This window comes from Paraburkholderia phenoliruptrix (assembly GCF_902859825.1).
Lineage (GTDB): Bacteria > Pseudomonadota > Gammaproteobacteria > Burkholderiales > Burkholderiaceae > Paraburkholderia > Paraburkholderia phenoliruptrix.
This window is the reverse complement of record NZ_CADIKB010000004.1, coordinates 190437-213790: the sequence shown is the minus strand read 5'-3', so window position 1 is coordinate 213790 and position 23354 is coordinate 190437. Positions and strand designations below refer to the sequence as shown.

The 23354-nt window shown below is 64.9% G+C and carries 24 protein-coding genes; 12 read left to right on the top strand and 12 right to left on the bottom strand.

Annotation, left to right across the window (positions count from 1 at the left end; all coding sequences use genetic code 11):
* Positions 1–60 precede the first annotated feature (60 nt).
* The 8 genes from kdpC to HV711_RS07230 form a co-directional block, all read right to left on the bottom strand.
* On the bottom strand, positions 61–639 hold the full coding sequence (gene kdpC, locus HV711_RS07265; protein WP_035486969.1) for a potassium-transporting ATPase subunit KdpC: 579 nt from the start codon (positions 637–639) through the stop codon (positions 61–63).
* 30 nt (positions 640–669) lie between these two features.
* Complete coding sequence (gene kdpB / locus HV711_RS07260) at positions 670–2793, bottom strand: potassium-transporting ATPase subunit KdpB (protein ID WP_035486967.1); 2124 nt, start codon at positions 2791–2793, stop codon at positions 670–672.
* 82 nt (positions 2794–2875) lie between these two features.
* Positions 2876–4681: a potassium-transporting ATPase subunit KdpA gene (kdpA, locus tag HV711_RS07255; RefSeq protein ID WP_035486964.1), complete on the bottom strand. Its 1806-nt coding sequence runs from the start codon at positions 4679–4681 to the stop codon at positions 2876–2878.
* Complete coding sequence (kdpF, locus tag HV711_RS07250; RefSeq protein ID WP_006048244.1) at positions 4678–4770, bottom strand: K(+)-transporting ATPase subunit F; 93 nt, start codon at positions 4768–4770, stop codon at positions 4678–4680. Before kdpF ends, kdpA begins: the two co-directional genes overlap by 4 nt.
* The gene (locus HV711_RS07245) at positions 4767–4880 is read right to left on the bottom strand and encodes a hypothetical protein (protein ID WP_028360532.1); all 114 of its coding nucleotides are present in this window, start codon (positions 4878–4880) and stop codon (positions 4767–4769) included. Before HV711_RS07245 ends, kdpF begins: the two co-directional genes overlap by 4 nt.
* 176 nt (positions 4881–5056) lie before the next feature.
* The gene (locus HV711_RS07240; RefSeq protein ID WP_013587736.1) at positions 5057–6031 is read right to left on the bottom strand and encodes a quinone oxidoreductase family protein; all 975 of its coding nucleotides are present in this window, start codon (positions 6029–6031) and stop codon (positions 5057–5059) included.
* Between the two features lie 78 nt (positions 6032–6109).
* On the bottom strand, positions 6110–6499 hold the full coding sequence (locus HV711_RS07235; RefSeq protein ID WP_013587735.1) for a methylglyoxal synthase: 390 nt from the start codon (positions 6497–6499) through the stop codon (positions 6110–6112).
* 114 nt (positions 6500–6613) lie between these two features.
* Positions 6614–7393, bottom strand: a complete 780-nt coding sequence (locus HV711_RS07230; RefSeq protein WP_035486961.1) for an SDR family oxidoreductase — start codon at positions 7391–7393, stop codon at positions 6614–6616.
* A 278-nt stretch (positions 7394–7671) separates the two neighbouring features.
* Here HV711_RS07230 and upp point away from each other — a divergent pair, with 278 nt between their 5' ends.
* The 9 genes from upp to rng all read left to right on the top strand — a co-directional run bounded on the left by upp (position 7672) and on the right by rng (position 16068).
* Positions 7672–8322 carry a uracil phosphoribosyltransferase gene (gene upp / locus HV711_RS07225; protein WP_013587733.1) on the top strand — a complete coding sequence of 217 codons (651 nt, stop codon included), beginning with the start codon at positions 7672–7674 and terminating at the stop codon, positions 8320–8322.
* A 256-nt stretch (positions 8323–8578) separates the two neighbouring features.
* On the top strand, positions 8579–9307 hold the full coding sequence (locus HV711_RS07220; RefSeq protein WP_013339911.1) for a YebC/PmpR family DNA-binding transcriptional regulator: 729 nt from the start codon (positions 8579–8581) through the stop codon (positions 9305–9307).
* Positions 9308–9549: 242 nt separating this feature from the next.
* Entirely contained in the window at positions 9550–10848 is a 1299-nt protein-coding gene (gene purD, locus HV711_RS07215) for a phosphoribosylamine--glycine ligase (RefSeq protein ID WP_028360530.1), read from the top strand.
* A 202-nt stretch (positions 10849–11050) separates the two neighbouring features.
* A complete protein-coding gene (hemF, locus tag HV711_RS07210) occupies positions 11051–11974 on the top strand; it encodes an oxygen-dependent coproporphyrinogen oxidase (RefSeq protein ID WP_013587731.1) in 924 nt (307 codons plus the stop codon).
* Between the two features lie 61 nt (positions 11975–12035).
* Entirely contained in the window at positions 12036–12752 is a 717-nt protein-coding gene (locus HV711_RS07205) for a nicotinate-nucleotide adenylyltransferase (protein ID WP_049799242.1), read from the top strand.
* 4 nt (positions 12753–12756) lie between these two features.
* On the top strand, positions 12757–13212 hold the full coding sequence (gene rsfS / locus HV711_RS07200; RefSeq protein ID WP_013587729.1) for a ribosome silencing factor: 456 nt from the start codon (positions 12757–12759) through the stop codon (positions 13210–13212).
* Positions 13213–13263: 51 nt separating this feature from the next.
* Positions 13264–13734 carry a 23S rRNA (pseudouridine(1915)-N(3))-methyltransferase RlmH gene (gene rlmH / locus HV711_RS07195; protein ID WP_035486958.1) on the top strand — a complete coding sequence of 157 codons (471 nt, stop codon included), beginning with the start codon at positions 13264–13266 and terminating at the stop codon, positions 13732–13734.
* A 225-nt stretch (positions 13735–13959) separates the two neighbouring features.
* On the top strand, positions 13960–14589 hold the full coding sequence (locus HV711_RS07190; protein WP_013587728.1) for a Maf family protein: 630 nt from the start codon (positions 13960–13962) through the stop codon (positions 14587–14589).
* Between the two features lie 9 nt (positions 14590–14598).
* Positions 14599–16068 carry a ribonuclease G gene (gene rng, locus HV711_RS07185; RefSeq protein WP_013587727.1) on the top strand — a complete coding sequence of 490 codons (1470 nt, stop codon included), beginning with the start codon at positions 14599–14601 and terminating at the stop codon, positions 16066–16068.
* A 42-nt stretch (positions 16069–16110) separates the two neighbouring features.
* Here the strand turns inward: rng and HV711_RS07180 are convergent, their stop codons facing one another.
* The 3 genes from HV711_RS07180 to HV711_RS07170 form a co-directional block, all read right to left on the bottom strand.
* Positions 16111–17826, bottom strand: a complete 1716-nt coding sequence (locus HV711_RS07180; protein WP_035486955.1) for a sensor domain-containing protein — start codon at positions 17824–17826, stop codon at positions 16111–16113.
* A 40-nt stretch (positions 17827–17866) separates the two neighbouring features.
* A complete protein-coding gene (locus HV711_RS07175) occupies positions 17867–18367 on the bottom strand; it encodes a GAF domain-containing protein (RefSeq protein ID WP_035486952.1) in 501 nt (166 codons plus the stop codon).
* Between the two features lie 103 nt (positions 18368–18470).
* Positions 18471–18896: a TOBE domain-containing protein gene (locus tag HV711_RS07170; protein ID WP_035486948.1), complete on the bottom strand. Its 426-nt coding sequence runs from the start codon at positions 18894–18896 to the stop codon at positions 18471–18473.
* Positions 18897–19002: 106 nt separating this feature from the next.
* Between HV711_RS07170 and HV711_RS07165 the strand changes: the two genes are divergently transcribed.
* Positions 19003–20772 carry an SH3 domain-containing C40 family peptidase gene (locus HV711_RS07165; protein WP_244142665.1) on the top strand — a complete coding sequence of 590 codons (1770 nt, stop codon included), beginning with the start codon at positions 19003–19005 and terminating at the stop codon, positions 20770–20772.
* A gap of 132 nt (positions 20773–20904) precedes the next feature.
* A complete protein-coding gene (locus tag HV711_RS07160; protein ID WP_013587683.1) occupies positions 20905–21369 on the top strand; it encodes a VOC family protein in 465 nt (154 codons plus the stop codon).
* A 190-nt stretch (positions 21370–21559) separates the two neighbouring features.
* Here the strand turns inward: HV711_RS07160 and HV711_RS07155 are convergent, their stop codons facing one another.
* Positions 21560–22477, bottom strand: coding sequence for a recombination-associated protein RdgC (locus tag HV711_RS07155; RefSeq protein WP_028360522.1), 918 nt, complete (start codon positions 22475–22477; stop codon positions 21560–21562).
* 240 nt (positions 22478–22717) lie between these two features.
* Between HV711_RS07155 and HV711_RS07150 the strand changes: the two genes are divergently transcribed.
* Positions 22718–23287 (top strand): ester cyclase, encoded by a 570-nt coding sequence (locus HV711_RS07150; RefSeq protein WP_035486944.1) that lies wholly within the window; start codon positions 22718–22720, stop codon positions 23285–23287.
* Positions 23288–23354 lie beyond the last annotated feature (67 nt).

The following is a 23354-nucleotide window of genomic DNA, read 5'->3' as shown; positions in this document are numbered from 1 at the left end:
GACCCACGAACGGCGAACCACGAACCGCGCCGACGTAACGGCTCTCCATGAGCGCGGCGCTCAACCGCGCTCCCTTTCGGCAAGCGCGAGGTTCAGTTGCAGCACGTTCACTCGCGGCTCGCCCAGCACGCCGAATTGACGCGCCCTCGTATAACGGTCGACCAGCGCCTGTACTTCGTTGGGCGCGAGCCCGCGCGCTTTTGCCACCCGTTCGACCTGATACGCGGCAGCCGCCGGGCTGATCTCCGGATCGAGACCGCTGCCCGACGACGTCACGAGATCGACCGGCACCGGCTTCGACAGGTCGGTGCCCGCGGCCTTCAATGCGTCGATGCGGCCTTTCACTTCGTCGAGCAACGCGGGATTGGTCGGCCCGAAGTTCGAGCCGCCCGAATTCTGCGCGTTGTACGGCATCGGGCTCGTCGCCGACAGCCGCCCCCAGAAGTATTGCGGCGCGTCGAACTGCTGGCCGATCAGCTTCGAGCCGACCACCTTGCCGTCCTGTTCGATCAGACTGCCGTTCGCCTCGTCGCGAAAGAGCGTCTGGCCGACGGCGGTCATCAACGCCGGATAAGCGAGACCCGTCACGGCGCTCAGCACCGCAAAAACGACGATCAACGGACGCAACAGATTCTTCATGATGATAGTTTCCTTGTAGCCTGCCGTTTATCAGACCCAGCCGAATGCGGCGAGCACCATATCGATCAACTTGATGCCGACGAACGGCACGAGGATCCCGCCCAGTCCGTACACGAGCAGATTGCGTCGCAGCAGCACGGCCGCGCCGAGCGCGCGATAACGCACGCCCTTGAGCGCGAGCGGAATCAGCAGCACGATGATGAGCGCGTTGAAAATCACCGCCGACATGATCGCGGAGGTGGGCGTCGCGAGATGCATGACGTTCAGCGCATTGAGCGCCGGATACGTGGTCGCGAACGCAGCCGGAATGATTGCGAAGTACTTGGCAAGGTCGTTCGCGATAGAGAAGGTGGTGAGCGAGCCGCGCGTCATGAGCATCTGCTTGCCGATTTCGACGATCTCGATCAGCTTGGTCGGATTCGAGTCGAGGTCGACCATGTTGCCGGCTTCCTTCGCGGCCTGCGTGCCGGTGTTCATCGCCACTGCAACGTCGGCCTGCGCGAGCGCGGGGGCGTCGTTGGTGCCGTCGCCCGTCATCGCCACGAGACGGCCTTCCGCCTGATGCGCGCGGATCGTCGCGAGCTTGGCTTCGGGCGTGGCTTCCGCGAGGAAATCGTCCACGCCGGCTTCGGCCGCGATCGCCGCGGCGGTCAACCGGTTGTCGCCCGTCACCATCACCGTTTTGATGCCCATCTTGCGCAGTTCGGCAAAGCGCTCCTTGATGCCGCCTTTCACCACGTCCTTCAACTCGATCACGCCGAGCACGCGCGCACCCTGCTCGCCCTTTTCCGCGACGACGAGCGGCGTGCTGCCGCGCCGCGCGACGTCGGCCACCGCCGTGCTGACTTCGTTCGGGAAACGGCCGCCGTTCGCTTCGACGTAATGCCTGACCGCGTCGGCCGCGCCTTTGCGGATCTCGCGGCGCGGCGCAGCGGAAGGCGCGTCCTTAGGCGACAGATCGACGCCGCTCATGCGCGTTTGCGCGGTGAACGCGAGAAACTCCGCGTGCAGCGACGCCATATCGCGTTGCCGGATGTTGAAGCGCTCTTTTGCAAGCACGACGATGCTGCGGCCCTCGGGCGTCTCGTCGGCGAGCGACGAAAGTTGCGCCGCGTCTGCGAGCGCTTCTTCTGTGAGCGCCGGCGCCGGAATGAAGCGCGACGCCTGCCGGTTGCCGAGCGTGATCGTGCCGGTCTTGTCGAGCAGCAGCACGTCGACGTCGCCGGCCGCTTCCACCGCGCGGCCCGACGTCGCGATCACGTTTGCCTGCATCATGCGGCTCATGCCGGCCACGCCGATGGCCGACAGCAATCCGCCGATCGTGGTCGGAATCAGGCACACGAGCAGCGCGACCAAGGCGGTAATCGTCACGACATGTCCCGCCGAATTCGCCAGATGCGCCGCTTCCACGGCAAACATCGAGAACGGCAGCAAGGTCGCGGTCGCGAGCAGCATCACGATGGTCAGTGCAACGAGCAGAATGGTCAGCGCGATTTCGTTGGGCGTCTTCTGACGCTTCGCGCCTTCCACCATCGCGATCATGCGGTCGAGAAACGCCTCGCCCGGATTGGCCGTCACGCGCACGACGATCCAGTCGGACAGCACGCGCGTGCCGCCCGTCACCGACGAAAAGTCGCCGCCCGACTCGCGGATCACCGGCGCGGATTCACCGGTGATCGCCGATTCGTCGACGGAGGCCACGCCCTCGAGCACTTCGCCGTCCGCGGGAATCACATCGCCGGTTTCGACCAGCACGACGTCGCCGCGGCGCAAGTCCGACGCCGTGAGAATACGGATCGGCGACTTGGGATGCGGCTCGTTGAGCTTCTTCGCCATCACATCTTTCTTGGCGCTGCGCAGCGACGCGGCCTGGGCCTTCGAGCGGCCCTCGGCAAGCGCCTCGGCGAAGTTTGCGAACAGCACCGTGAACCACAGCCACAGCGTGACCGCGAGAATGAAACCCGCCGGCGCCTCCGCCTCGCCGGCGAGCGCGGCGATCCACAGGATGGTGGTCAGAATACTGCCTACATATACGCAGAACATCACCGGATTGCGGAACTGCGTGCGCGGCGTGAGCTTCCTGAATGAGTCCGCGATCGCCGGGCGCAGCAGCGCCGGGTCGAACATGGACCTCGTTGCATGGTGTTCAGTCATTGAATCCTCGAATGTCGCATTGGCTGCTGACGCGCTAGAACATGCGTCGACTCGTTGCCTCGCGCAGGCCCGTGAGCCCGCGTCAATGAGCGCCCATCATCATCAGATGTTCGACGCCCGGGCCGAGCGCAAGCGCCGGTACGTAAGTGAGCGCGCCGACCAGCAGCACGGTGCCGAGCAGCAGCACGACGAAGAGCGGTCCATGCGTCGGCAAGGTGCCGCCCGTTACGCCGATGCGCTTCTTGGCCGCGAGCGAGCCGGCAATGGCGAGCACCGGAACGATCGTGCCGAAGCGGCCGAACCACATCGCAATGGCGGTCAGCCAGTTGTAGAACGGCGTGCCCACGGTGAGGCCCGCGAACGCGCTGCCGTTGTTGTTGGCCGCCGAGCTGAACGCGTAGAGGATTTCGGAGAATCCATGCGCGCCCGGATTGGCAATGCCCGCCTTGCCCGCGTCGCTCAGCACCGCGATCGAGCTGCCCACCAGTACGAGTAGCGGCGTCAACAGCACGACTATGGATACCATCTTCATTTCATAGGCTTCGATCTTCTTGCCGACATACTCAGGCGTTCGTCCGATCATCAAGCCCGCCACGAAGACCGCGAGCAGCGCGAACACGAGCATGCCGTACAGCCCTGAGCCGACGCCGCCGAAGATCACCTCGCCAAGCTGCATCAAAAGAAGCGGATAGAGGCCGCCGAGCGGCGTGAGCGAGTCATGCATATTGGCGACTGCGCCGCACGAGGCTGCCGTGGTCGCTACCGTGAAGAGGCCCGACTGGGCAATGCCGAAGCGTGTCTCCTTGCCCTCGGCGTTGCCGCCCGGCTGCATCGCATTCGCCGACTGATCGACATGCAACGCCGCGAGCGCCGGATTGCCGACCTGCTCCGCGCCGATCTCGCCGAACACGCAGACGCCGAACGCGAGCGTCATCGCGGCAAGCACCGCGACGCCCTGCTTGCGGTCCGCGATCATGCGGCCGAACACCAGCGCGAGTGCCGCCGGAATAATCAGGATGGCGAACATTTGCAGGAAGTTGGAGAACGGCGTCGGATTTTCAAACGGATGCGCCGAATTGCCGTTAAAAAAGCCGCCGCCGTTCGTGCCGAGCATCTTGATCGCTTCCTGCGAAGCGACGGGGCCCATCGCAATGGTCTGCGTCTTGACCGGCGTGTCGACCGTCAGCGCGTTGCCCTTCGCATCCTTCAACGGATTGCCTTGCGCGTCGAGTTTGGGCGCGGCATAGCTCGTCGTCTGCAGCGTGGGCACGTTTTCGTAGGCCTTGAAATTCTGGATCACGCCCTGGCTCATCAGCAGAGCGGCGAGAACGACCGACATCGGCAGCAGCACGTAGAGCGTGACGCGTGTCAGGTCGACCCAGAAGTTGCCGATGGTTTGCGCGGTATGGCGAGCAAAGCCGCGAATCAGTGCGATCACGACCACGATGCCGGTCGCCGCCGACAGGAAGTTCTGCACCGTGAAGCCGAGCATCTGCGTCAGATAACCGACCGTCTGCTCGGGCGTGTAATCCTGCCAGTTGGTGTTGGTCACGAAACTGATGGCGGTGTTGAACGCGCCGTCCACCGTCATCGGGCCGAGTTGCTGGGGGTTGCCGGGCAGCATGCCTTGCACGCGCAACAGCAGATAAAGAAAGACGACGCCGAGCGCGTTGAACGCGACCGTGGCGATTGCGTAGTGCTTCCAGCTCATTTCGCTCGACGGATTCACGCCGGCCATGCGGTACAGGAGCCGCTCGACCGGTCCGCCAAAGCGCAGCACGCGCGCGCTGCCGTCCATGACGCCGCCAAGGTAGCGCGACAGCGGCACCGCTGCAGCGAGCAGCAGGACAATGAAGAGCCCGGCCTGCAGGACATTGTTCGCATTCATTCGATGTCCTCCGCGCGCAACAGCGCGTAGACCAGGTAGGCGAACAGCAGCGCGGTCGCCGCGCCCGACATCCACAGCATCCAGTTCATGAGCGCGCTCCCTGTCCGCGGCGAGTCAGCAGCAGCTTCTCGCAGCCGGCAATCAGTGCAACGGTCAGCGCGGTAAAGAGCGCGATGGCCCCGACGTACAGCACATCCATTTTTGTTCTCCATTCACGGACTTTGGATAGCTGCAACGATAGGCGCACGCGCGTAAAGGCCTGATCAAAGCTGATGGGGGCCGTATAAAAATCGTGTAAACGACATGCAGAAAAGACGAAGGCCGCTCCATCGCGAGATGGAACGGCCCCGGGTTGGACGACGAAAGCGGGAAAGACTACGGCAGCAGAATGGTCGAGCCTGTGGTCTTGCGCGCTTCGAGGTCCGCATGCGCCTGACCGACGTCGGCGAGTGCGTAGCGCTGATTGATGCTCGTCTTCACCTTGCCGGAACTCAGCACGTCGAAGAGTTCGGCGGCCATTGCCTCGTAGTCGCTGCGCTTGCCCATATACGTAAACAGCGTGGGGCGCGTGAAGAACAGCGAGCCGCGTCCGGCGAATTCGGACGAGTCGATGGGCGGCAGCGGTCCCGACGCATTGCCGAAGCTCACGAACATGCCGAGCGGCGCGAGGCAATCGAGCGAGCCGGTAAACGTATCTTTACCGATCGAGTCGTATACCACCGGCACGCCCGCGCCGTTAGTGATCTCGCGCACGCGCTTCGTGAAGTTTTCGCGCGTATAGACGATGGCGTGGTCGCAGCCGTGCGCGCGGGCGATGTCCGCCTTCTCGTCCGAGCCGACCGTGCCGATCACAGTCGCGCCCAGCGCCTTTGCCCACTGGCACACCAGCAGGCCGACGCCGCCCGCCGCGGCCTGAATCAGGATCGTGTCGCCCGCTTTCACCGGATACGTGCGGCGCAGCAGATACTGCGCGGTAAGACCTTGCAGCATCACCGAGGCCGCCTGCTCGTCGCTGATCGTGTCCGGCAGCTTGATGACCTGCGCCGCCGGCAGCACGCGTTCCTGCGCATATGCGCCCGGCGGCCTCGCGACGTAGGCGACGCGGTCGCCCGCTTGCAGATGGCTCACCCCCGCGCCGACCGCCGTCACTTCGCCCGCGGCTTCCATGCCGAGGCCGCCCGGCAGCGGCAACGGATACAGGCCGGTGCGGAAATATACGTCGATATAGTTGAGCCCGACCGCCGTCTGACGGACGCGAATTTCGCCCGCGGCGGGGTCGCCTACTTCGACGTCGACCCATTTCATGACCTCGGGGCCGCCGGTTTTATCGAATCGGATTGCTTTGACCATTCAACGTCTCCTTGATAGGGAATGCGCTCTGGTTGTGCTGGCATCCACTTGTTGCCGATGACTTCTCAGCACGCCGCCTCAGGCCTGCTGCGTGAACCGCAACGTGAGCACGTCGAGAATCATGCGCGCGGTCGAAATATTGGTCGCGCACGGAATGTTGTGCACGTCGCAGGCGCGCACGAGTGCGTTGATGTCCGGCTCGTGCGGCTGCGGCGTCATCGGATCGCGCAGAAAGATGACCATGTCGACGCGGCCTTCCGCCAGTTGCGCGCCGATCTGCAAGTCGCCGCCGTGCGGGCCCGACAGCATGCGCTCGACCTGCAGGCCATGCGCGTCGCTGATGCGCCCGCCGGTCGTGCCGGTCGCGATGATGTCGCAGCGCCTGAGCGTGTCGACGTATTCGCCGGCCAGCGCGACGATGTCGTCTTTCTTGTGATCGTGCGCGATCAGCGCAATGCGGGTGGTCATGACGTAAGACTCCTGAAACCGTTGTGATTGTCGTTGTTGTTTGCGGCGCGAATGGCTGCCGCAAGTGCTGCGAAGAACTGCCGGCGCGCCCGGAAAGTGCCTACACGTGCGCGCCTAGAATGTACCCGGATATGCGCCGCCGTCGATCAACCAGTTCTGTCCCGTGATGTAGCCCGCGTGCACGCTGCACAAAAAGGCACAGGCGCGGCCGAACTCGTCGGGCGTGCCGAAGCGGCCGGCGGGAATCGCCTTCATGCGCTGCTGGCGCGCTTCGCCGACGGAAATGTTGTGGGATTTTGCCGTAGCCGCCATGGTCACGGCGATCCGGTCCGTGTCGAACATGCCCGGCAGCAGATTGTTGATCGTCACGCCGGTGGGCGCCATCTTGCGCGCCAGCCCCGCGACGAAGCCGGTCAGCCCCGAACGCGCGCCGTTGGAGAGGCCGAGCACGTCGATGGGCGCCTTCACCGCGGAACTCGTGATGTTGACGATGCGCCCGTAGCCGCGCGCGCTCATCCCGTCGATGGTCGCGCGGATCAGTTCGATCGGCGTCAGCATGTTGCTTTCCAGCGCGCGAATCCAGTCGTCGTGCGTGAAGTTGCGGAAATCGCCGGGCGGCGGGCCGCCCGCATTATTGACGAGGATGTCCGGCTGTGGACACGCGGCGAGCGCCGCGGCGCGGCCTTCGGGCGTAGTGATGTCGCAGGCCACCGTCTTCACTTCGACGCCGCTTTGCCGGCGGATCTGGTCGGCCGTCGCCTCGAGCGTAGCGGCCGTGCGCGCGACGATCGTCAGATTCACGCCTTCAGCCGCGAGCGCCTCGGCGCAACCGCGCCCCAAGCCCTTGCTCGCCGCGCAAACGAGCGCCGTGCGCCCCGCGATTCCCATGTCCATGTATGCGTTCTCCTCGCTGGCGTGTCGCCGATGATTGCAAAGTTTCCCCCGATTCTAGAAGAATCGGTGCCGGACTGCGCCGGGCCGCTGCAATCTTGGGTATCTTCGGACGCCACTCTTTCGGTAAACTTGCGCGGTGGCGCGTTCCGCCGGTCGTCGCACGTTGTGCTCGCCGGCCGGGCGGCGCGCCGAACCGATTCCCGGGTCGACCTCGAAGCCAGCCTGAATCGACCTCGGATTGCCCGAATTTGCCTTTTCCCACCGCTTGTGCGCCCGCCATGACCCAGGACAGCCGTTTTCCCAATCTTTTCATCCTCGATCACCCGCTGATCCAGCACAAGCTGTCGCACATGCGCGACCGGGACACGTCAACGCGCACGTTCCGCGAGCTGCTGCGCGAAATCACGCTGCTGATGGGCTACGAAATCACCCGCAATCTGCCGATGACCACGCGCCGCCTGAATACGCCGCTCGTCGAGATCGACGCGCCGGTGATCGCCGGCAAGAAGCTCGCCATCGTGCCGGTGCTGCGCGCGGGCATCGGCATGTCGGACGGCCTGCTGGAGCTGGTGCCGTCGGCGCGGGTGGGCCACATCGGCGTGTACCGCTCGGACGACCACCGGCCGGTTGAATACCTCGTGCGCCTGCCCGATCTCGAAGACCGGGTGTTCATTCTGTGCGACCCAATGGTTGCGACCGGCTATTCCGCCGTGCACGCGGTCGACGTGCTCAAGCGCCGCAACGTGGCGGCCGAGAACATCCTGTTCCTCGCGCTCGTCGCCGCGCCGGAAGGCGTGCAGGTGTTCCAGGACGCGCATCCGGACGTGAAGCTCTTCGTCGCATCGCTCGATTCGCATCTGAACGAACACGCGTACATCGTGCCGGGCCTCGGCGACGCAGGCGACCGGCTGTTCGGGACCAAGAACTGAGGTTTGCCTGAAAAACGGCCCTGCGGCGCGCGATTCGCGCCGCAAACGCACACTTTTCGTGCAGTTTCGAGCCACGCCGGTCTCTGCCGCGCCCCCGCGGCGTGATAAAATTCGAATCCGCTCCCAGAGCGGCCTGGCGTGCAACGTGAGGCGCGGCGAATTTGAATCGAGGCGCCCCTTTCTGCTCGCGCCCGGAAAATCGCAACGACAATTGCACAATGCGAGCGCCTTGCTGGCGCGCGCGACGGAGAAAGGTATGGCGGGTCATTCGAAATGGGCCAACATCAAGCATAAGAAGGCAGCGGCCGACGCCAAGCGCGGCAAGGTCTGGACGCGGCTCATCAAGGAAATTCAGGTCGCGGCGCGCATGGGCGGCGGCGACATCGACTCGAATCCGCGTCTGCGGCTCGCCGTCGAAAAGGCGTACGACGCCAACATGCCCAAAGACAACGTCAACCGCGCGATCCAGCGCGGCGTGGGCGGTGTGGACGGTGCGAACTACGAAGAAATCCGCTACGAAGGCTACGGTATCGGCGGTGCGGCGGTGATCGTCGACACCATGACCGACAACCGCACCCGCACCGTGGCGGAAGTGCGTCACGCGTTCTCGAAGAACGGCGGCAACATGGGCACGGACGGCTCCGTGTCGTTCATGTTCGATCACGTCGGCCAGTTCCTGTTCGCGCCGGGCACGCCCGAAGACAAGCTGATGGAAGCCGCGCTCGAAGCCGGTGCCGACGACGTGGTGACGAACGAAGATGGCAGCATTGAAGTGCTCTGTCCGCCGAACGACTTCCCGAAGGTGAAGGCCGCGCTCGAAGCCGCGGGCTTCAAGGCCGAAGTGGCCGAGGTCACGATGAAACCTCAGACGGAAGTCGAGTTCACCGGCGACGACGCCGTGAAGATGCAGAAGCTGCTCGACGCGCTGGAAAATCTGGACGACGTGCAGGAAGTCTATACAAACGCCGCGATCGCCGACGAATGAAGCCGTCAGGTCATGACACCGGCCGGGCCCGCTCTCGTGACGGTGCCCGCCGGTGCGCTTCATCGTTGCTGCTGAACGGGCGTAGCCGGCCAGGCGCGTCGGGCAAGCGCCGCCTCCATTCGGGTTCGCCCTGCGCTCTGCCCGCCCTCGCGGGCGGCGAACATGGCGGGACCCACTGTTATTGCACGGCTCGCCGCCTCATACGGCGCGCCGTTTATGGTTTTTAAGTCTCGGGGATTCACATGAAGTTACTCGTCGTCGGGTCCGGCGGTCGCGAACATGCGCTCGCATGGAAGCTCGCGCAATCGCCGCGGGTCCAGCTCGTCTACGTGGCACCTGGCAACGGCGGCACCGCACAGGACGAGCGGCTGCGCAACGTCGACATCACCGAGCCGGCCGCGCTCGCCGATTTTGTCGAGAAAGAGCAGATCGCCTTTACGCTGGTGGGCCCGGAAGCGCCGCTCGCCGCGGGGATCGTCAATCTGTTCCGCTCGCGCGGGCTGAAAATCTTCGGGCCGACCAAAGAAGCGGCGCAGCTCGAAAGTTCGAAGGACTTCGCGAAGGCGTTCATGAAGCGTCACGCAATCCCGACAGCCGAGTACGAAACTTTCGCCGATGTCGCCGCCGCGCACGCGTACCTCGACGCCAAGGGCGCGCCGATCGTGATCAAGGCCGACGGCCTGGCCGCCGGCAAGGGCGTGGTGGTCGCGCAAACGCTGGAAGAAGCGCACGCCGCGGTGGACATGATGCTGTCGGACAACAAGCTCGGCGATGCCGGCGCGCGCGTCGTGATCGAGGAATTCCTCGCCGGCGAGGAAGCGAGCTTTATCGTCATGGTCGACGGCAAGCACGTGCTGCCGCTCGCGTCGAGCCAGGACCACAAGCGTTTGCTCGACGGCGATCAGGGCCCGAACACGGGCGGGATGGGCGCGTACTCGCCCGCGCCGATCGTCACGCCGCAACTGCACGCGCGCGTGATGCGCGAAATCATCCTGCCGACGGTGCGCGGCATGGAGAAAGAAGGCATTCGCTACACCGGTTTCCTGTACGCCGGCCTGATGATCGACGCGCAAGGCAATCCGAAGACGCTCGAATTCAACTGCCGCATGGGCGACCCGGAAACGCAGCCCATCATGGCGCGTTTGAAGGGCGACTATTCGAAGGTGGTCGAACAGGCCATCGCCGGCACGCTCGATACGGTCGAACTGGAGTGGGACCGCCGCACCGCGCTCGGCGTCGTGCTGGCAGCGCACAATTACCCGGACGCGCCGCGCAAGGGCGACCGCATCAACGACATTCCGGCTGAGACCGCGGATTCGGTCACCTTTCACGCGGGCACCACGCTGAAAGACGGCAAGCTCGTCACGTCGGGCGGGCGCGTGCTGTGCGTGGTGGGTCTCGCCGACTCAGTGCGCAGCGCGCAGTCGGTCGCGTACGAAACGATCAACCAGATTTCCTTCGACGGCATGCAGTACCGGCGCGACATCGGCTATCGCGCGCTGAACCGCAAGCACGACGCGAAAACCGAAGGAAAGCACTGAGGAAAGCACCGGGGCAGCAGGCCGCCGCGCCCGGACTGCCCCGGCCACGGCGTTACACTGCGGGTTGGCGGCGACGCGTGTTTCGCTGCGCCGCCAAGCTTTGCCTTGAACCACCCGGACCGCCCGACCGCCCGGGCCAGCCGCCACGCGGCGCTTCACGACGAACCGGCGGCACCGCGTGCCGCCCTCCGCACCTGCATCCATGACCGATTCGAGCTACGACGCACAGGCCGTGCGCACCTGGCTGCAAGGCCTGCAAACCGACATTGCACACGCGCTGGGCGCCTTCGACGGCAAGCCCTTCGCCACCGACACATGGCAGCGCGCGCCCGGCGAAAAGCTGCGCGGCGGCGGCTGCACGCGGATTCTCGAAGGCGGCCATTTCTTCGAGCGCGCGGGCATCGGTTTTTCGGATGTAAGCGGCGACGCGTTGCCGGGTTCCGCGAGCGCTGCACGTCCGCAGTTGGCCGGGCGCGGCTTCGAAGCGATGGGCGTATCGCTCGTGCTGCATCCGCACAATCCGCACTGTCCGACCGTGCATATGAACGTGCGCCTGCTGGTCGCGACCAAAGCCGGCGAAGAACCCGTGTTCTGGTTCGGCGGCGGCATGGATCTGACGCCCTACTACGGCTATGAGGAAGACGCGCAGCACTTTCACCGCACCTGCCGCGACGCGCTCGCGCCCTACGGCGCGGACCTGTACCCGAAGTTCAAGCGCTGGTGCGACGAGTACTTCTTCCTCAAGCACAGAAACGAGCCGCGTGGCATCGGCGGGATTTTTTTCGACGACTACTCGGCGCCGGGCTTCGATCAATCGTTCGCGATGCTGAAAAGCGTGGGCGAGGGATTTCTCAAGGCGTATCTGCCGATCATCGAAAAGCGCCGCAACGTGCCGTACGGCGAGGCGGAGCGCGAATTCCAGGCTTACCGGCGCGGACGCTACGTCGAGTTCAACCTGGTCTTCGACCGTGGCACACTGTTTGGGCTGCAGAGCGGCGGACGCACCGAATCGATTCTGATGTCGATGCCGCCTGTGGTGAACTGGCGCTACAACTGGCAGCCCGAGCCGGGCACGCCGGAAGCGCGCCTTTACAGCGATTTTCTCGTGCCGCGCGAGTGGGTGTGAGCGCTTCAGACGCCCGAACGCGCGCACTGCCCGACCCGTCGCCACGACAAAGGATTCTCACCTGAAGCCGATCGCTCAACCCGCTGCGCTGCCTCGCCGGATCGGTTTGCTCGGCGGCACCTTCGACCCGATCCACGACGGCCACCTCGCGCTCGCGCGGCGTTTCGCCCACGTGCTGCAACTGACCGAACTGGTGCTGCTGCCGGCCGGTCAGCCCTGGCAGAAAGCGGACGTCTCGCCGGCCGTGCATCGTCTCGCCATGACGCGCGCGGCGGCGAGCGAACTGAAGCTGCCGGGCGTGACGGTGCGCGTCGCCACCGACGAAATCGAGCACGAAGGTCCGACCTACACTGTCGACACGCTGCAGCGCTGGCGCGAGCGCGAAGGCAGCAACGCATCGATCGCCTTGCTGATCGGCGCGGATCAGCTGGTGCATCTCGACACCTGGCGCGACTGGCGGCGCCTGTTCGACTTCGCGCACATTTGCGCGGCCACGCGGCCGGGTTTCGACCTCGCGTCGATCGCGCCTGCCGTCGCCAAGGAAATTGAGGCGCGCCGCGCCAGCGCCGAGGTTCTGCAAGCTACGCCTTGCGGCCACTTGCTGATCGACACGACGCTTGCGTTCAATGTCTCGGCCACCGACATTCGCGCGCATCTGCGCGAGCAGGTGAGCCAGCGGCTTGCTCACGCAGGCGGCGAACCGCACGGCGAGGCCGCAAGCCATGTCCCCACCGCGGTGTGGGACTACATCCTTCAACATCATTTGTACCACCGGTAACCTCATGGATATTCGCAAACTGCAACGCGTGATCGTCGACGCTCTCGAAGACGTCAAGGCGCAAGACATCAGGGTGTTCAACACCAGCCATCTGACCGCGCTGTTCGATCGCGTGATCGTCGCGAGCGGCACCTCGAACCGGCAAACCAAGGCGCTCGCCTCAAGCGTGCGCGAAGGCGTGAAGGAAGCCGGGGGCGAGATCGTCAGCACGGAAGGCGAGGACATCGGCGAATGGGTGCTCGTGGATTGCGGCGACGCGATCGTCCACATCCTGCAGCCGGCGCTGCGCCAGTACTACAACCTCGAGGAAATCTGGGGCGAGAAGCCGGTGCGCATCAAGCTGTCCACGCCTGATCCGTTCGGCGGCGCGCGCTCGAGCGAGCCCGACGAAGAGGACGAGGACGAAGAAGCGCCGGCCGCGAAGAAACCCGCGCGCAAGACCGCGGCGCGCCGCAAGTAAGCGGCTGACCGGCTCGCGGCATCAGTCCGCGGCCCGAGCTTGCGAGCATTCATGAAACTGCACATTCTCGCCGTCGGCCACAAGATGCCGGACTGGATCGCCACCGGCTTCGACGAATACGCGAAACGCATGCCGCCGGAACTGCGCATCGAGCTGCGCGAGATCAAGCCCGAGCAGCGCTCGTCGGGCCGGCCGGCCGAAAGCGTGATGGCCGCCGAGCGCGTGAAGATCGAAGCCGCGCTGCCGAAGAACTCGCGCATCGTCGCGCTCGACGAACGCGGCAAGGACTGGACCACCATGCAGCTTGCGGGCGCCCTGCCCGGCTGGCAGCAGGACGGCCGCGACGTCGCGTTTCTGATCGGCGGCGCGGACGGGCTCGACCCTGAGCTGAAGGCGCGCGCCGACATGCTGCTGCGCGTCTCCAGCCTCACGTTGCCGCATGCGATGGTGCGCGTGCTGCTCGCCGAGCAGCTTTACCGCGCGTGGACCATCACGCAAAATCACCCCTATCATCGCGCGTGAGCGAACACCGGCGGTCCTGCGGCGCATGCCTCGGCAGGCGCGGCGCGGCCCTTCACAGTGACGCTGCGGGTGTGCACAGCGCCACGCTTTCATTGCGCCTGCCCGCGTGAAGCGGGCGCCGCCTGCGTCATTGCGTCATGCACGACACCGCCATGCGGGGCCCAGCCGCGATGCACCGCCGCCCTCATGTGATCCGTTTCAACGAGACCTCAAAGAGACTTCTTCATGCCGACATCCGCCGCTTCGCTGCATCCGTTCGTCTATCTCGCGTCGCAGAGTCCGCGCCGCCAGGAATTGCTGCAACAGATCGGCGTGCGCTTCGAACTGCTGCTGCCGCGCCCCGATGAAGACGCCGAAGCCCTCGAAGCCGAACTGCCCGGCGAGCGCGCGCACGACTACGTGCAACGTGTGTGCGCAGCAAAGGCGCGCGCCGCGCGTGCGCGCCTCGTGGCAGGCGGCCATGTCGCGCGGCCCATTCTGGTTGCGGACACAACGGTCACGATCGACGACGCGATTCTCGGCAAACCGCTCGACGCCGACGACGCCGCGGCGATGCTCACGCGCCTCGCGGGCCGCGACCACGAAGTGCTCACCGCCGTCGCCGTGGTGGACGCGCACGGCGAGTTGCTGCCCACGGCGCTGTCGGTGTCGAAGGTGCGTTTTGCTGCGCTGCACGCAGACGCGATTCGCCGCTACGTGGCAAGCGGCGAGCCGCTCGGCAAGGCGGGCGCGTACGGCGTTCAGGGACGCGCCGCGGAGTTTATCGAGCATATCGACGGGTCCTATTCAGGTATCATGGGTTTGCCGCTTTTTGAAACCGCTGCCCTTCTGCGTGCAGCGCGCATCGACTTCTAGAACAACACCATGAATGAAGAAATCCTGATCAATGTCACGCCGCAGGAAACGCGCGTCGCGCTCGTCCAGCAAGGCGCCGTCCAGGAACTTCACGTCGAACGAACGCTGTCGCGGGGCCGCGTCGGCAACGTCTATCTCGGCAAGGTCGTGCGCGTGTTGCCGGGCATGCAATCCGCGTTTATCGACATCGGTCTCGAACGCGCCGCGTTTTTGCACGTAGCCGACATCTGGCATCCGCGCATTGCCGGCGAACCGCAACACCAGAGCCCGCATCAGCCCATCGAAAAGATCGTGTTCGAGGGCCAGACGCTCATGGTTCAGGTCGTGAAGGATCCGATCGGCACGAAGGGCGCGCGGCTTTCCACGCAAGTGAGCATTGCCGGGCGCACGCTCGTGTATCTGCCGCAGGAGCCGCATATCGGCATTTCGCAGAAGATCGAGAGCGAAGCCGAACGTGAGGCGGTGCGCGCGCGGCTGACCGCCGTGCTGCCCGCCGACGAGAAAGGCGGCTACATCGTGCGCACCATCGCCGAAGACGCGACGAGCGAAGAACTGGCCGCCGACGTCGCGTATCTGCGCAAGACCTGGGCAACGATTCTGTCGCAAGGCCAGCGCATGCCGCCCACCAGTCTGCTCTATCAGGACCTGAATCTGGCGCAGCGCGTGCTGCGCGACTTCGTCAACGACGAGACCTCGCGCATTCAGGTCGATTCACGTGAGACCTATCAGATGCTCGCCGATTTCGCAGCCGAGTTCACGCCGGCCGTCTCCGCGAAACTGCATCACTACACCGGCGAGCGGCCGCTCTTCGACCTGTACAACATCGAGGCGGAGATTCAGCGCGCGTTATCGCGCCGGGTGGATCTGAAGTCGGGCGGCTATCTCGTGATCGACCAGACGGAGGCCATGACCACCATCGACGTGAATACGGGTGGCTACGTCGGCGCACGCAATTTCGACGACACCATCTTCAAGACCAACCTCGAAGCGGCGCACACCATTGCGCGCCAGTTGCGGCTGCGCAATCTTGGCGGCGTGATCATCATCGACTTCATCGATATGGAGAACGTCGAGCACCGCGATCAGGTGCTGGGCGAACTGAAGCGCGCGTTGTCGCGCGACCGCACGCGGGTCACGGTGAATGGTTTCTCGCAGCTCGGGCTGGTCGAGATGACGCGCAAGCGCACACGCGAGTCGCTCGCGCATGTGTTGTGCGAGCCGTGCCCGGTTTGCCAGGGTAAGGGCCAGGTGAAGACGCCGCGTACCGTTTGCTACGACGTGCTGCGCGAGATTCTGCGCGAGTCGCGGCAATTCAATCCGCGCGAGTTTCGCGTGGTGGCGTCGCAGCAGGTGATCGATCTCTTTCTCGAAGAAGAGTCGCAGCATCTCGCGATGCTGATCGATTTTATTGGCAAGCCCGTGTCGTTGCAGGTCGAATCGAATTTGAGTCAGGAGCAATACGACATTGTGCTGATGTAGTCATGCGCCGCTTCAGCGCGAGCGTCCTCACAACACACAGCGCTAACCCGCGCCCAACGGCCCGATCAGATTCCGCAACCCCGAGGCCGTCACCGGCCGCGAGAACCAGAAGCCTTGCGCCTCGTCGCAGCCGAGCGCCTGCAATTGCGCGGCCTGCTCGGGCGTTTCGACGCCCTCCGCCGTGACGCGCAACTTGAGCGCGTGCGCCATCGCGATGATCGCGCCGACCAGCGCAAGGCATTGCGGATCGCCGCTCATGCGCGTGACGAACGAGCGGTCAATCTTCAAACGGTTCAGCGGAAAACGCGTCAGATACGCGAGACTCGAATAGCCTGTGCCGAAGTCGTCGACGGCAATCTCCACGCCCAGGTCGCGCAACGCGTGCAGCGTGTGCAGCGCCTGTTCGGTGTCGCCGAGCAATGCGCCTTCGGTGATTTCCACTTCGAGGTACGACGGATGCAGCGCGGCATCGTCCAGTGCCTCGCGAATCGTCTCGAACAGATCCGCGCGCTGAAACTGCTGCGGCGACACATTGATCGCGACACGCGGCAGGTTGCCGGTCAGCCGCAGCAGCTTGCCGGCCTCGCGGCATGCGGTGCGGATCACCCACTCGCCGATCTGCTCGATCAACCCGGACTCTTCGGCGACCGGCACGAATTCCGCCGGACTGATCATGCCGCGCTGCGGATGGTTCCAGCGCAGCAGCGTTTCCACTTGCGCGATCCGTCCGTTGGCGAGCGTCACCTGCGGCTGATACACGAGATGCAGTTGCTGGCGTTGCAACGCTTCGCGCAGCATCGTCTCGATCTGAAAGCGGCGCGCCGCCTGCCCTTCTAGCGCGGTCGAAAAACGGCGGACCGCATTGCCGTGCACCGCGGCCGCCGCCGACAACGCGACGCCCGCGCGCCGCATCAGCGTCGCGGCATCGTCGCCGTCGTCCGGATAGGCAACGATACCGATGCTCGCGGCGATATTGAGCGCGGTGCCGCCATAGTCGATCGGCTCGGCAATGCGGCCGAGCGCCTCGGCCGCGAACGCATCCGCGGCAGCGCCGGTTTCGTTGATCAAGAGCGCGAACTGCGAGCCGCCGATCGACGCAATCGTGCCGTCGTTCGGAAAGAGCCCGCGCAGGCGCTCGCCGACGATCTGCAGCACGAGCTCGGCCGCATGCAAGCCGAGCGCGTCGCGCAGCTTGCGCAAATGACCGAGCTCCGCGATCAGCACCGTGAACGCACTGTGGCTGCGCTGACAGCGCGCGATGGTCAGCTCGAGGCGCTCGGTGAAGAGCGTCTGATTCGGCAGACGGGTCACGCCGTCGTGATGCGACAGGTACCAAAGGCGAGCTTCGGATTGCGCGTAGCGCGTCATGTCGACGACCACACCGACGTAAAGCACCTCGCCTGGCGGGCGCGCCGCGGCGCCGGGCATGGGCAATGGAGGCGATAGCGGCGATAGCGCCAGCACGACACGCACCGGCGTGCCGCTGCGTCGCCGGTAACTCCATTCGCCCTCGTAGCGGGCGCCGATCGCCGCGAGGCACGGCAGCTCGGCGCGGCGCCTTGCGAGTTCGGCCGGATCGTGCAGCGATTCAAAACCGCGCCGGCCGACCAGTTCATCGGCGCTCAGTCCCGTGAGCTTTTCCAGCGCCGTGTTGACGGTCTGGAACGTGCCGTTTCCATCGCAGATGAACATGCCGAAGGGAGCAGCGGCGAGCGCGGCCTCGGGCGTTTCTACTGCGACTGGGAAGTGAGCTTGCATCGCCGCCTTGTTATTCTGAAACGAGCCGTGTGTGCAGTGACTACGACGCGCGCGGTAATGCCGCCTCGATGAACACCGCGCACAGCGCTTGCATGCCCTTAGCGTCTTCTTCGTCGAAGCGCGCGAGGACCGGACTATCGACATCCCACACGCCGATCAGCGTGCCGTCGGGCGCGACGAGCGGCACGACGATTTCCGATTGCGACGCCGAATCGCACGCAATATGGCCGGGAAACTCGTGAACGTCGCGCACGATCTGCGTTTCGCGTGTTTGCGCCGCGGTGCCGCACACGCCTTTGCCGAGCGGAATGCGCACGCACGCCGGCTTGCCCTGGAAAGGGCCGACCACCAGCTCGCGGCCGTCGTGAAAATAGAAACCCGCCCAGTTCAGATCGCTCAACGAATGAAAGACGAACGACGAGAAATTCGCAGCGTTGGCGATCCAGTCGGTTTCGTCGGCGAGGAGCGAGCGCGCCTGCGCGACAAGCTCTTCGTAATGCGCGGCCTTCGGCAAATGCGAGGCGGAGGAGACTTCGAACATGGTGGGTCCGTGGTAAAAGCCAGAAACGGCAAAACAAACAAACGATGCAACCGCGCGGTCCAGTGTAAAGCAAGCCGCTTGCGCGATCACTGGAGTGCGGCCACTACGACTCCACGCCGACAATCACGCTCGACGCCTTGAAGATGGCGCTCGCCGCTTTCCCCGCTGCGAGGCCGAGCCGCTCGACGCTCTCGGTGGTCACGATTGCGGCGATCTGCGCGCCGCCCGCCTCGATTGTCACTTCGGAGTTGACCGCGCCTTTGGTGAGGCCGGTCACGGTGCCCGCGATGCAGTTGCGCGCCGACACCTGGTTCTTCGAGACGTCGACCATCACGATGACGGACGATGCCTTCACCAGCGCAAAGGCCCGCTTGCCCGCGGACAGCCCGAGCGTCGTCGCGCTACCGTGCGTGATTATCGCGACGATTTCCAGGCCGTCCGCGGTGCGCAGCGTGACCTCGTCGTTCACTGCGCCGTGCGTGATGTCGACTACCTCGCCTGCGAACCGATTACGTGCGCTCGTTTGCATGTCGTGCTCCCTCGGGTCTGGAAAAGCGTGGGTCTAGCTTGCGATCAAGTGTAATGGAACGCACAACGCCGTATCATCGTGCCCTTGGACTCTCTTTGCCGAACTCATGCGTCTAGCCGTTCCTTTTCGCGTTGCCCGCGTTTTTCGATCCGCGTGCGTTGTTAGTGTGGTGCGCTTTCTCCGCCTTCCCCACCCGCTTCGCGACGCGCGCATTGCCCCTGCGTTGCAGGGCGGCTGGCGCGCTGTCGCGGCGTCCGTGGCGGCGGCGTCGCTCGTCGCGCTGGCTGCGTGCAGCAATCCCTCGCACACGCGCGACGCGCGCGTGCCCGCCGACACCGTCGGGCTCTTTCCGCTCGGCGCTTACGACCAGAATGTGGATCACTGGCTCGAGCCCGACAGTGCCGGCTACGACCAGCCGTTCCTGAGCCCCGCCGACCAGCAGGCGCATTTTCAGGCCCTCTACGCGCGCTACTTCGGCACGGGCACGAGCGCGCCGTCGCCGTGGAATTCCGCGTATGTGACGATGCGCGTGTATCGCCAGCAAGGCGCGGATATCGCCGCGTTGCAGCAACGCCGCATCGACAGGTTCGACAATACCGGCAAAAGCGGTGCGGCCGTTGGTTACGGCGAGAATTTCCGTCCGCACGACAAGGCGTGGATCGACGCCATTGCGCGAAACATGAACGTCGCGCAATTCACGGAGGCGCCGGTCTATCAGCCGTTGCGGCGGGCCATTGCGACGACCAATCTGATGGTGCGCGAGCTGCCCACCACCGACCCTTCCTTCTACGATCACCGCCTCGCCGGCGAAGGCTATCCGTTCGACAATCTGCAGATTTCGGCCGTGCGGCCCGGCACGCCGCTGTATGTGCTCGGCACGAGCGTGGACGGCGCATGGCGTTACGTGCAGACGCCCGACGTCCAGGGCTGGGTGCGCAGCGACGGCGTCGGCATGGCGAGCGAGCGTTTTGTCGATGCGTGGCGTGCCGCGAGCGCGAAATCGCTGGGTGCAGTAATCGGCGCTTTCGTGCCGGTGCGCGACAGCCGCGGCGTGTTTCGCTTCGAGGCGCCCGCCGGGACGCTGCTGCCGCTGGTGGCGGCGTCGCCGGGCAATGCTGCGCGGGGTACGGCGAAGCGTGGCGGGCTTTCGGCTGCAGGTCGGGCTGCGGCGAACTCGAATAACGGCGACCTCGGCAGTGATGCCGCCGTCCCGCCGCCCACGTCGCGCACGGTGCTCGTGCCCGCGCGCGACGCCGAAGGCGAGGCGCTCATCCGCACCGCGGAACTCGACGACACACAGATCGCGCCGATGCCGCTCGCCGCCACGCCGCGCCATCTGGCGACGCTCATGAAAGCACTCATCGGCCGTCCCTACGGCTGGGGCAACAGCGGCCTCTACAACGACTGTTCGTCGGAGTTGCAAAGCATCTTCGCGGCATTCGGCGTGTGGCTGCCGCGCCATTCGTCCACGCAGATGAGCGCCGGGCGCATGATCGACCTGTCGGCCTCGACGCCCGCGCAAAGGCTCGACTATCTGGCCGAGCACGGCGTGCCGCTGCGCACGCTGATCTATATCGGCGGGCACGTGATGCTTTACATCGGCAATACGACGCGCAACGGCGTCGCCGTGCCGGTGGTGTATCAGGACGTCTGGGGACTGCGGCCGGGCGACAACAGCCGGCGCGCGGTCATCGGCGGTTCGGTGATTCTGCCGCTTCTCGAGCACATTCCCGAGGACGCGACGCTGCAGTCGCTCGCGGGCACGCCGACTTTCCAGATCAGCATACTCGGCGCGCCGACGGGCGCGGCGGCACCTGCGCCGGGTTCCGCGCCGGCGCCCGCCGCGCCTGCTGACGAGGATAGCCCGGCAGGCTGACGGCTGACGGGCTCGAAAATATTTTTTCCGGAGTGTCGATTCGGCGGTGCGGTGCTCGTCGTAACGTTGAAGGCCTGGCTGAAACAGTCGGACTTTCAATCCACGAACCTGTTACTTCAAGGAGCCGCCGTCATGACCAGCCCCGCTGTCAAACCGATCCCGGACGGGATGCACTCGCTCACGCCGTATCTGATCTGCGCGAATGCCGCAGAAGCCATTGAGTTCTACAAGAAAGCCTTCAACGCCGTCGAGCAGTTCCGCCTGCCGGGGCCGGACGGCAAGGTGATGCACGCGTGCCTGAAAATCGGCGATTCGATGCTGATGCTCACCGACGAATGGCCCGAACACCAGTGTTTCGGCCCGAACCATCTGCAAGGCACGCCGGTGACGATTCACCACTATGTCGAAGATGTGGACGCCAGTTTCCAGCAGGCTGTCGATGCCGGCGCGACCGTCAAGGTGCCGGTCGCCGACATGTTCTGGGGCGACCGCTACGGTCAGTTGAAAGACCCGTTCGGGCACAACTGGTCTTTGGCGACACACAAGCGCGACCTGAGCAAGGAGGAGATCGAACAGGCGATGGCGGCGTTGGGATAAGGGTTTGCCTGATGCGCGCGAGGGTATGCTGCGCAAGCCGGGCGCGGGAGGCAAGTGACGTGCGTCGATGACGGGACAAGGGTTCGGTCATCGAAAAAAACCCGCGCATGCCGGCCAATCAAAACCCTCCATCAACACAGGCCAACCGTCCCCGCACGAGCAAGCGCAGAAATCACCCGGCGGCCTCCCCTCAAGCCGCCCGCAACATCCCCTCGCCCTGCTCCCCACCCAACGCATCCAGCAGATCGCCGAGCATCTTGTCCAGCTCTGCGGTCATCAACGTGAAGTCGGAGTCGAAGCGTTCGTCGTCGTTTTGCGCGGTCGGATCGCCCGCTTCCTTCAACACGTCGAGCGGCGCAATCCGCTTGATCGTGAGCGAAGGCGTCAGCACGAAGGACACGCGGTCCTTCCATGTCATCGCAAGCCGCATGCATTGCTTGCCGGCCTCGATATGACGGCGCATGTCTTCCGCATCCAACGTGTGTCCGACGTAGCGGACCGTGGCGTTGCCTTCCGTCGGCGAGCGCAACTCGGTGTCCTGGTCGACGCTAAAGCCGGCGGGACCGTCGCCCGAAAGCAGCCATTCCGTCATGGCCGCAACGGGCGATTGCGCGACGCGCACGGTTCCGAGCGGCAGTTGATCGACCGACTTCACCAGCAGGCCGCGCACTTCGTCGGCGACCGCCTGCGACGCCGCGTCGATAACAAGCCAGCCATTGCGGCAATCGATCCACACGCGCGTATCGCGGCGAATACTGAACGCGCGCGGCAGCAGTTCATCGGTCACCTGCTCCTTGAGTTCGCGCATCTGCTTGCGACCGGGTTTGAAACCCTGTTGCTCCTCGAGTTCGGCAGCGCGCGCCTTCGTCACCTGCGTGACGACCGAAGCGGGCAGCAACTTCTTTTCGGCGCGAAACGTGAGCAGCATCTGGCCGTTGAGCGCGTAGACGAGCGAGTCGTTATCGCGCGGCGACGCCCAGCCGTGGCTTTGCATTTCGACACTATTGCCGGGCGCGAACGCGTGCGGCGCGAGCCATTTTTCCATTTGTTCCGCCGTGACGGACCACGGCGCGGGAAGACGATGAAGCTGCAGGTTTTTGAACCACATAGGCGAAGTGTCTGACAGGCAAAGCGCGTCATTCTATATGACGGCGCGCGTCGGGCGATCACGGTGGCCAATGGGCCGATGTCTGTTCGGACGCGAGGAAAACTGACGCAACGTCCCGGGTTCGCGGCACACATTTTCAAGCATCATAAGAAAATGCTTCAAGTACAAGACGCATTATCAAAATTTGCCGTAATCCGGAGAATGCGGACCACGTCGTCAACTTCTCTCCGGAGCGCCGCTATGTCCACTCTCCTGCTGTTCACAATCGCGCGCCGTGCGCTGATTACCACCGCTACTGCCGCCGCCGCACTCGGCACGCTCACGGCCGCGCCAAACGCGCTCGCCGCCGATGCCGGTCTGCCCGCGCCGCACCATCTCGCCACCGACAGTCATTCCGCGAGCGCCGCCGCCGTGGTGCTCGCGGCGCGCCGCTACGCGGCATTCTGGCACACCGGCGAAGAGTCATACGCGACGCTCGCACTTTCGCCGGCATTCGTCGACCGAACCTTGCCCGATGGCCGTCCGCAAGGCCCCGAAGGTCCGCTGAAGGCCTCTCAGGCGTTTCGTGCGGCGGTGCCCGATCTTCGCGCCGAAATCGACGACCTCGTCGTTGCCGGCGACCGCGCTTCGGTTCACCTGCACTTCCGCGGCCATTTCACCGGCCAGTTTCAGAGCCTCAAAGGCGAAGGCCAGCCTGTCGATTTCCAGGCTTTCGATCTGTATCGCGTGAAGGAGGGGCGCATCGTCGAAAACTGGCACCTGGAGGACAACCTGACGCTGCTCAGGCAACTCGGCGCAGTGAAGCCCTAGTGGTTTCGCAGTATCCGCCGGGCAGCGCGCTTCACCACGAAATCACCTAGACTTTTTGGTATGCGCG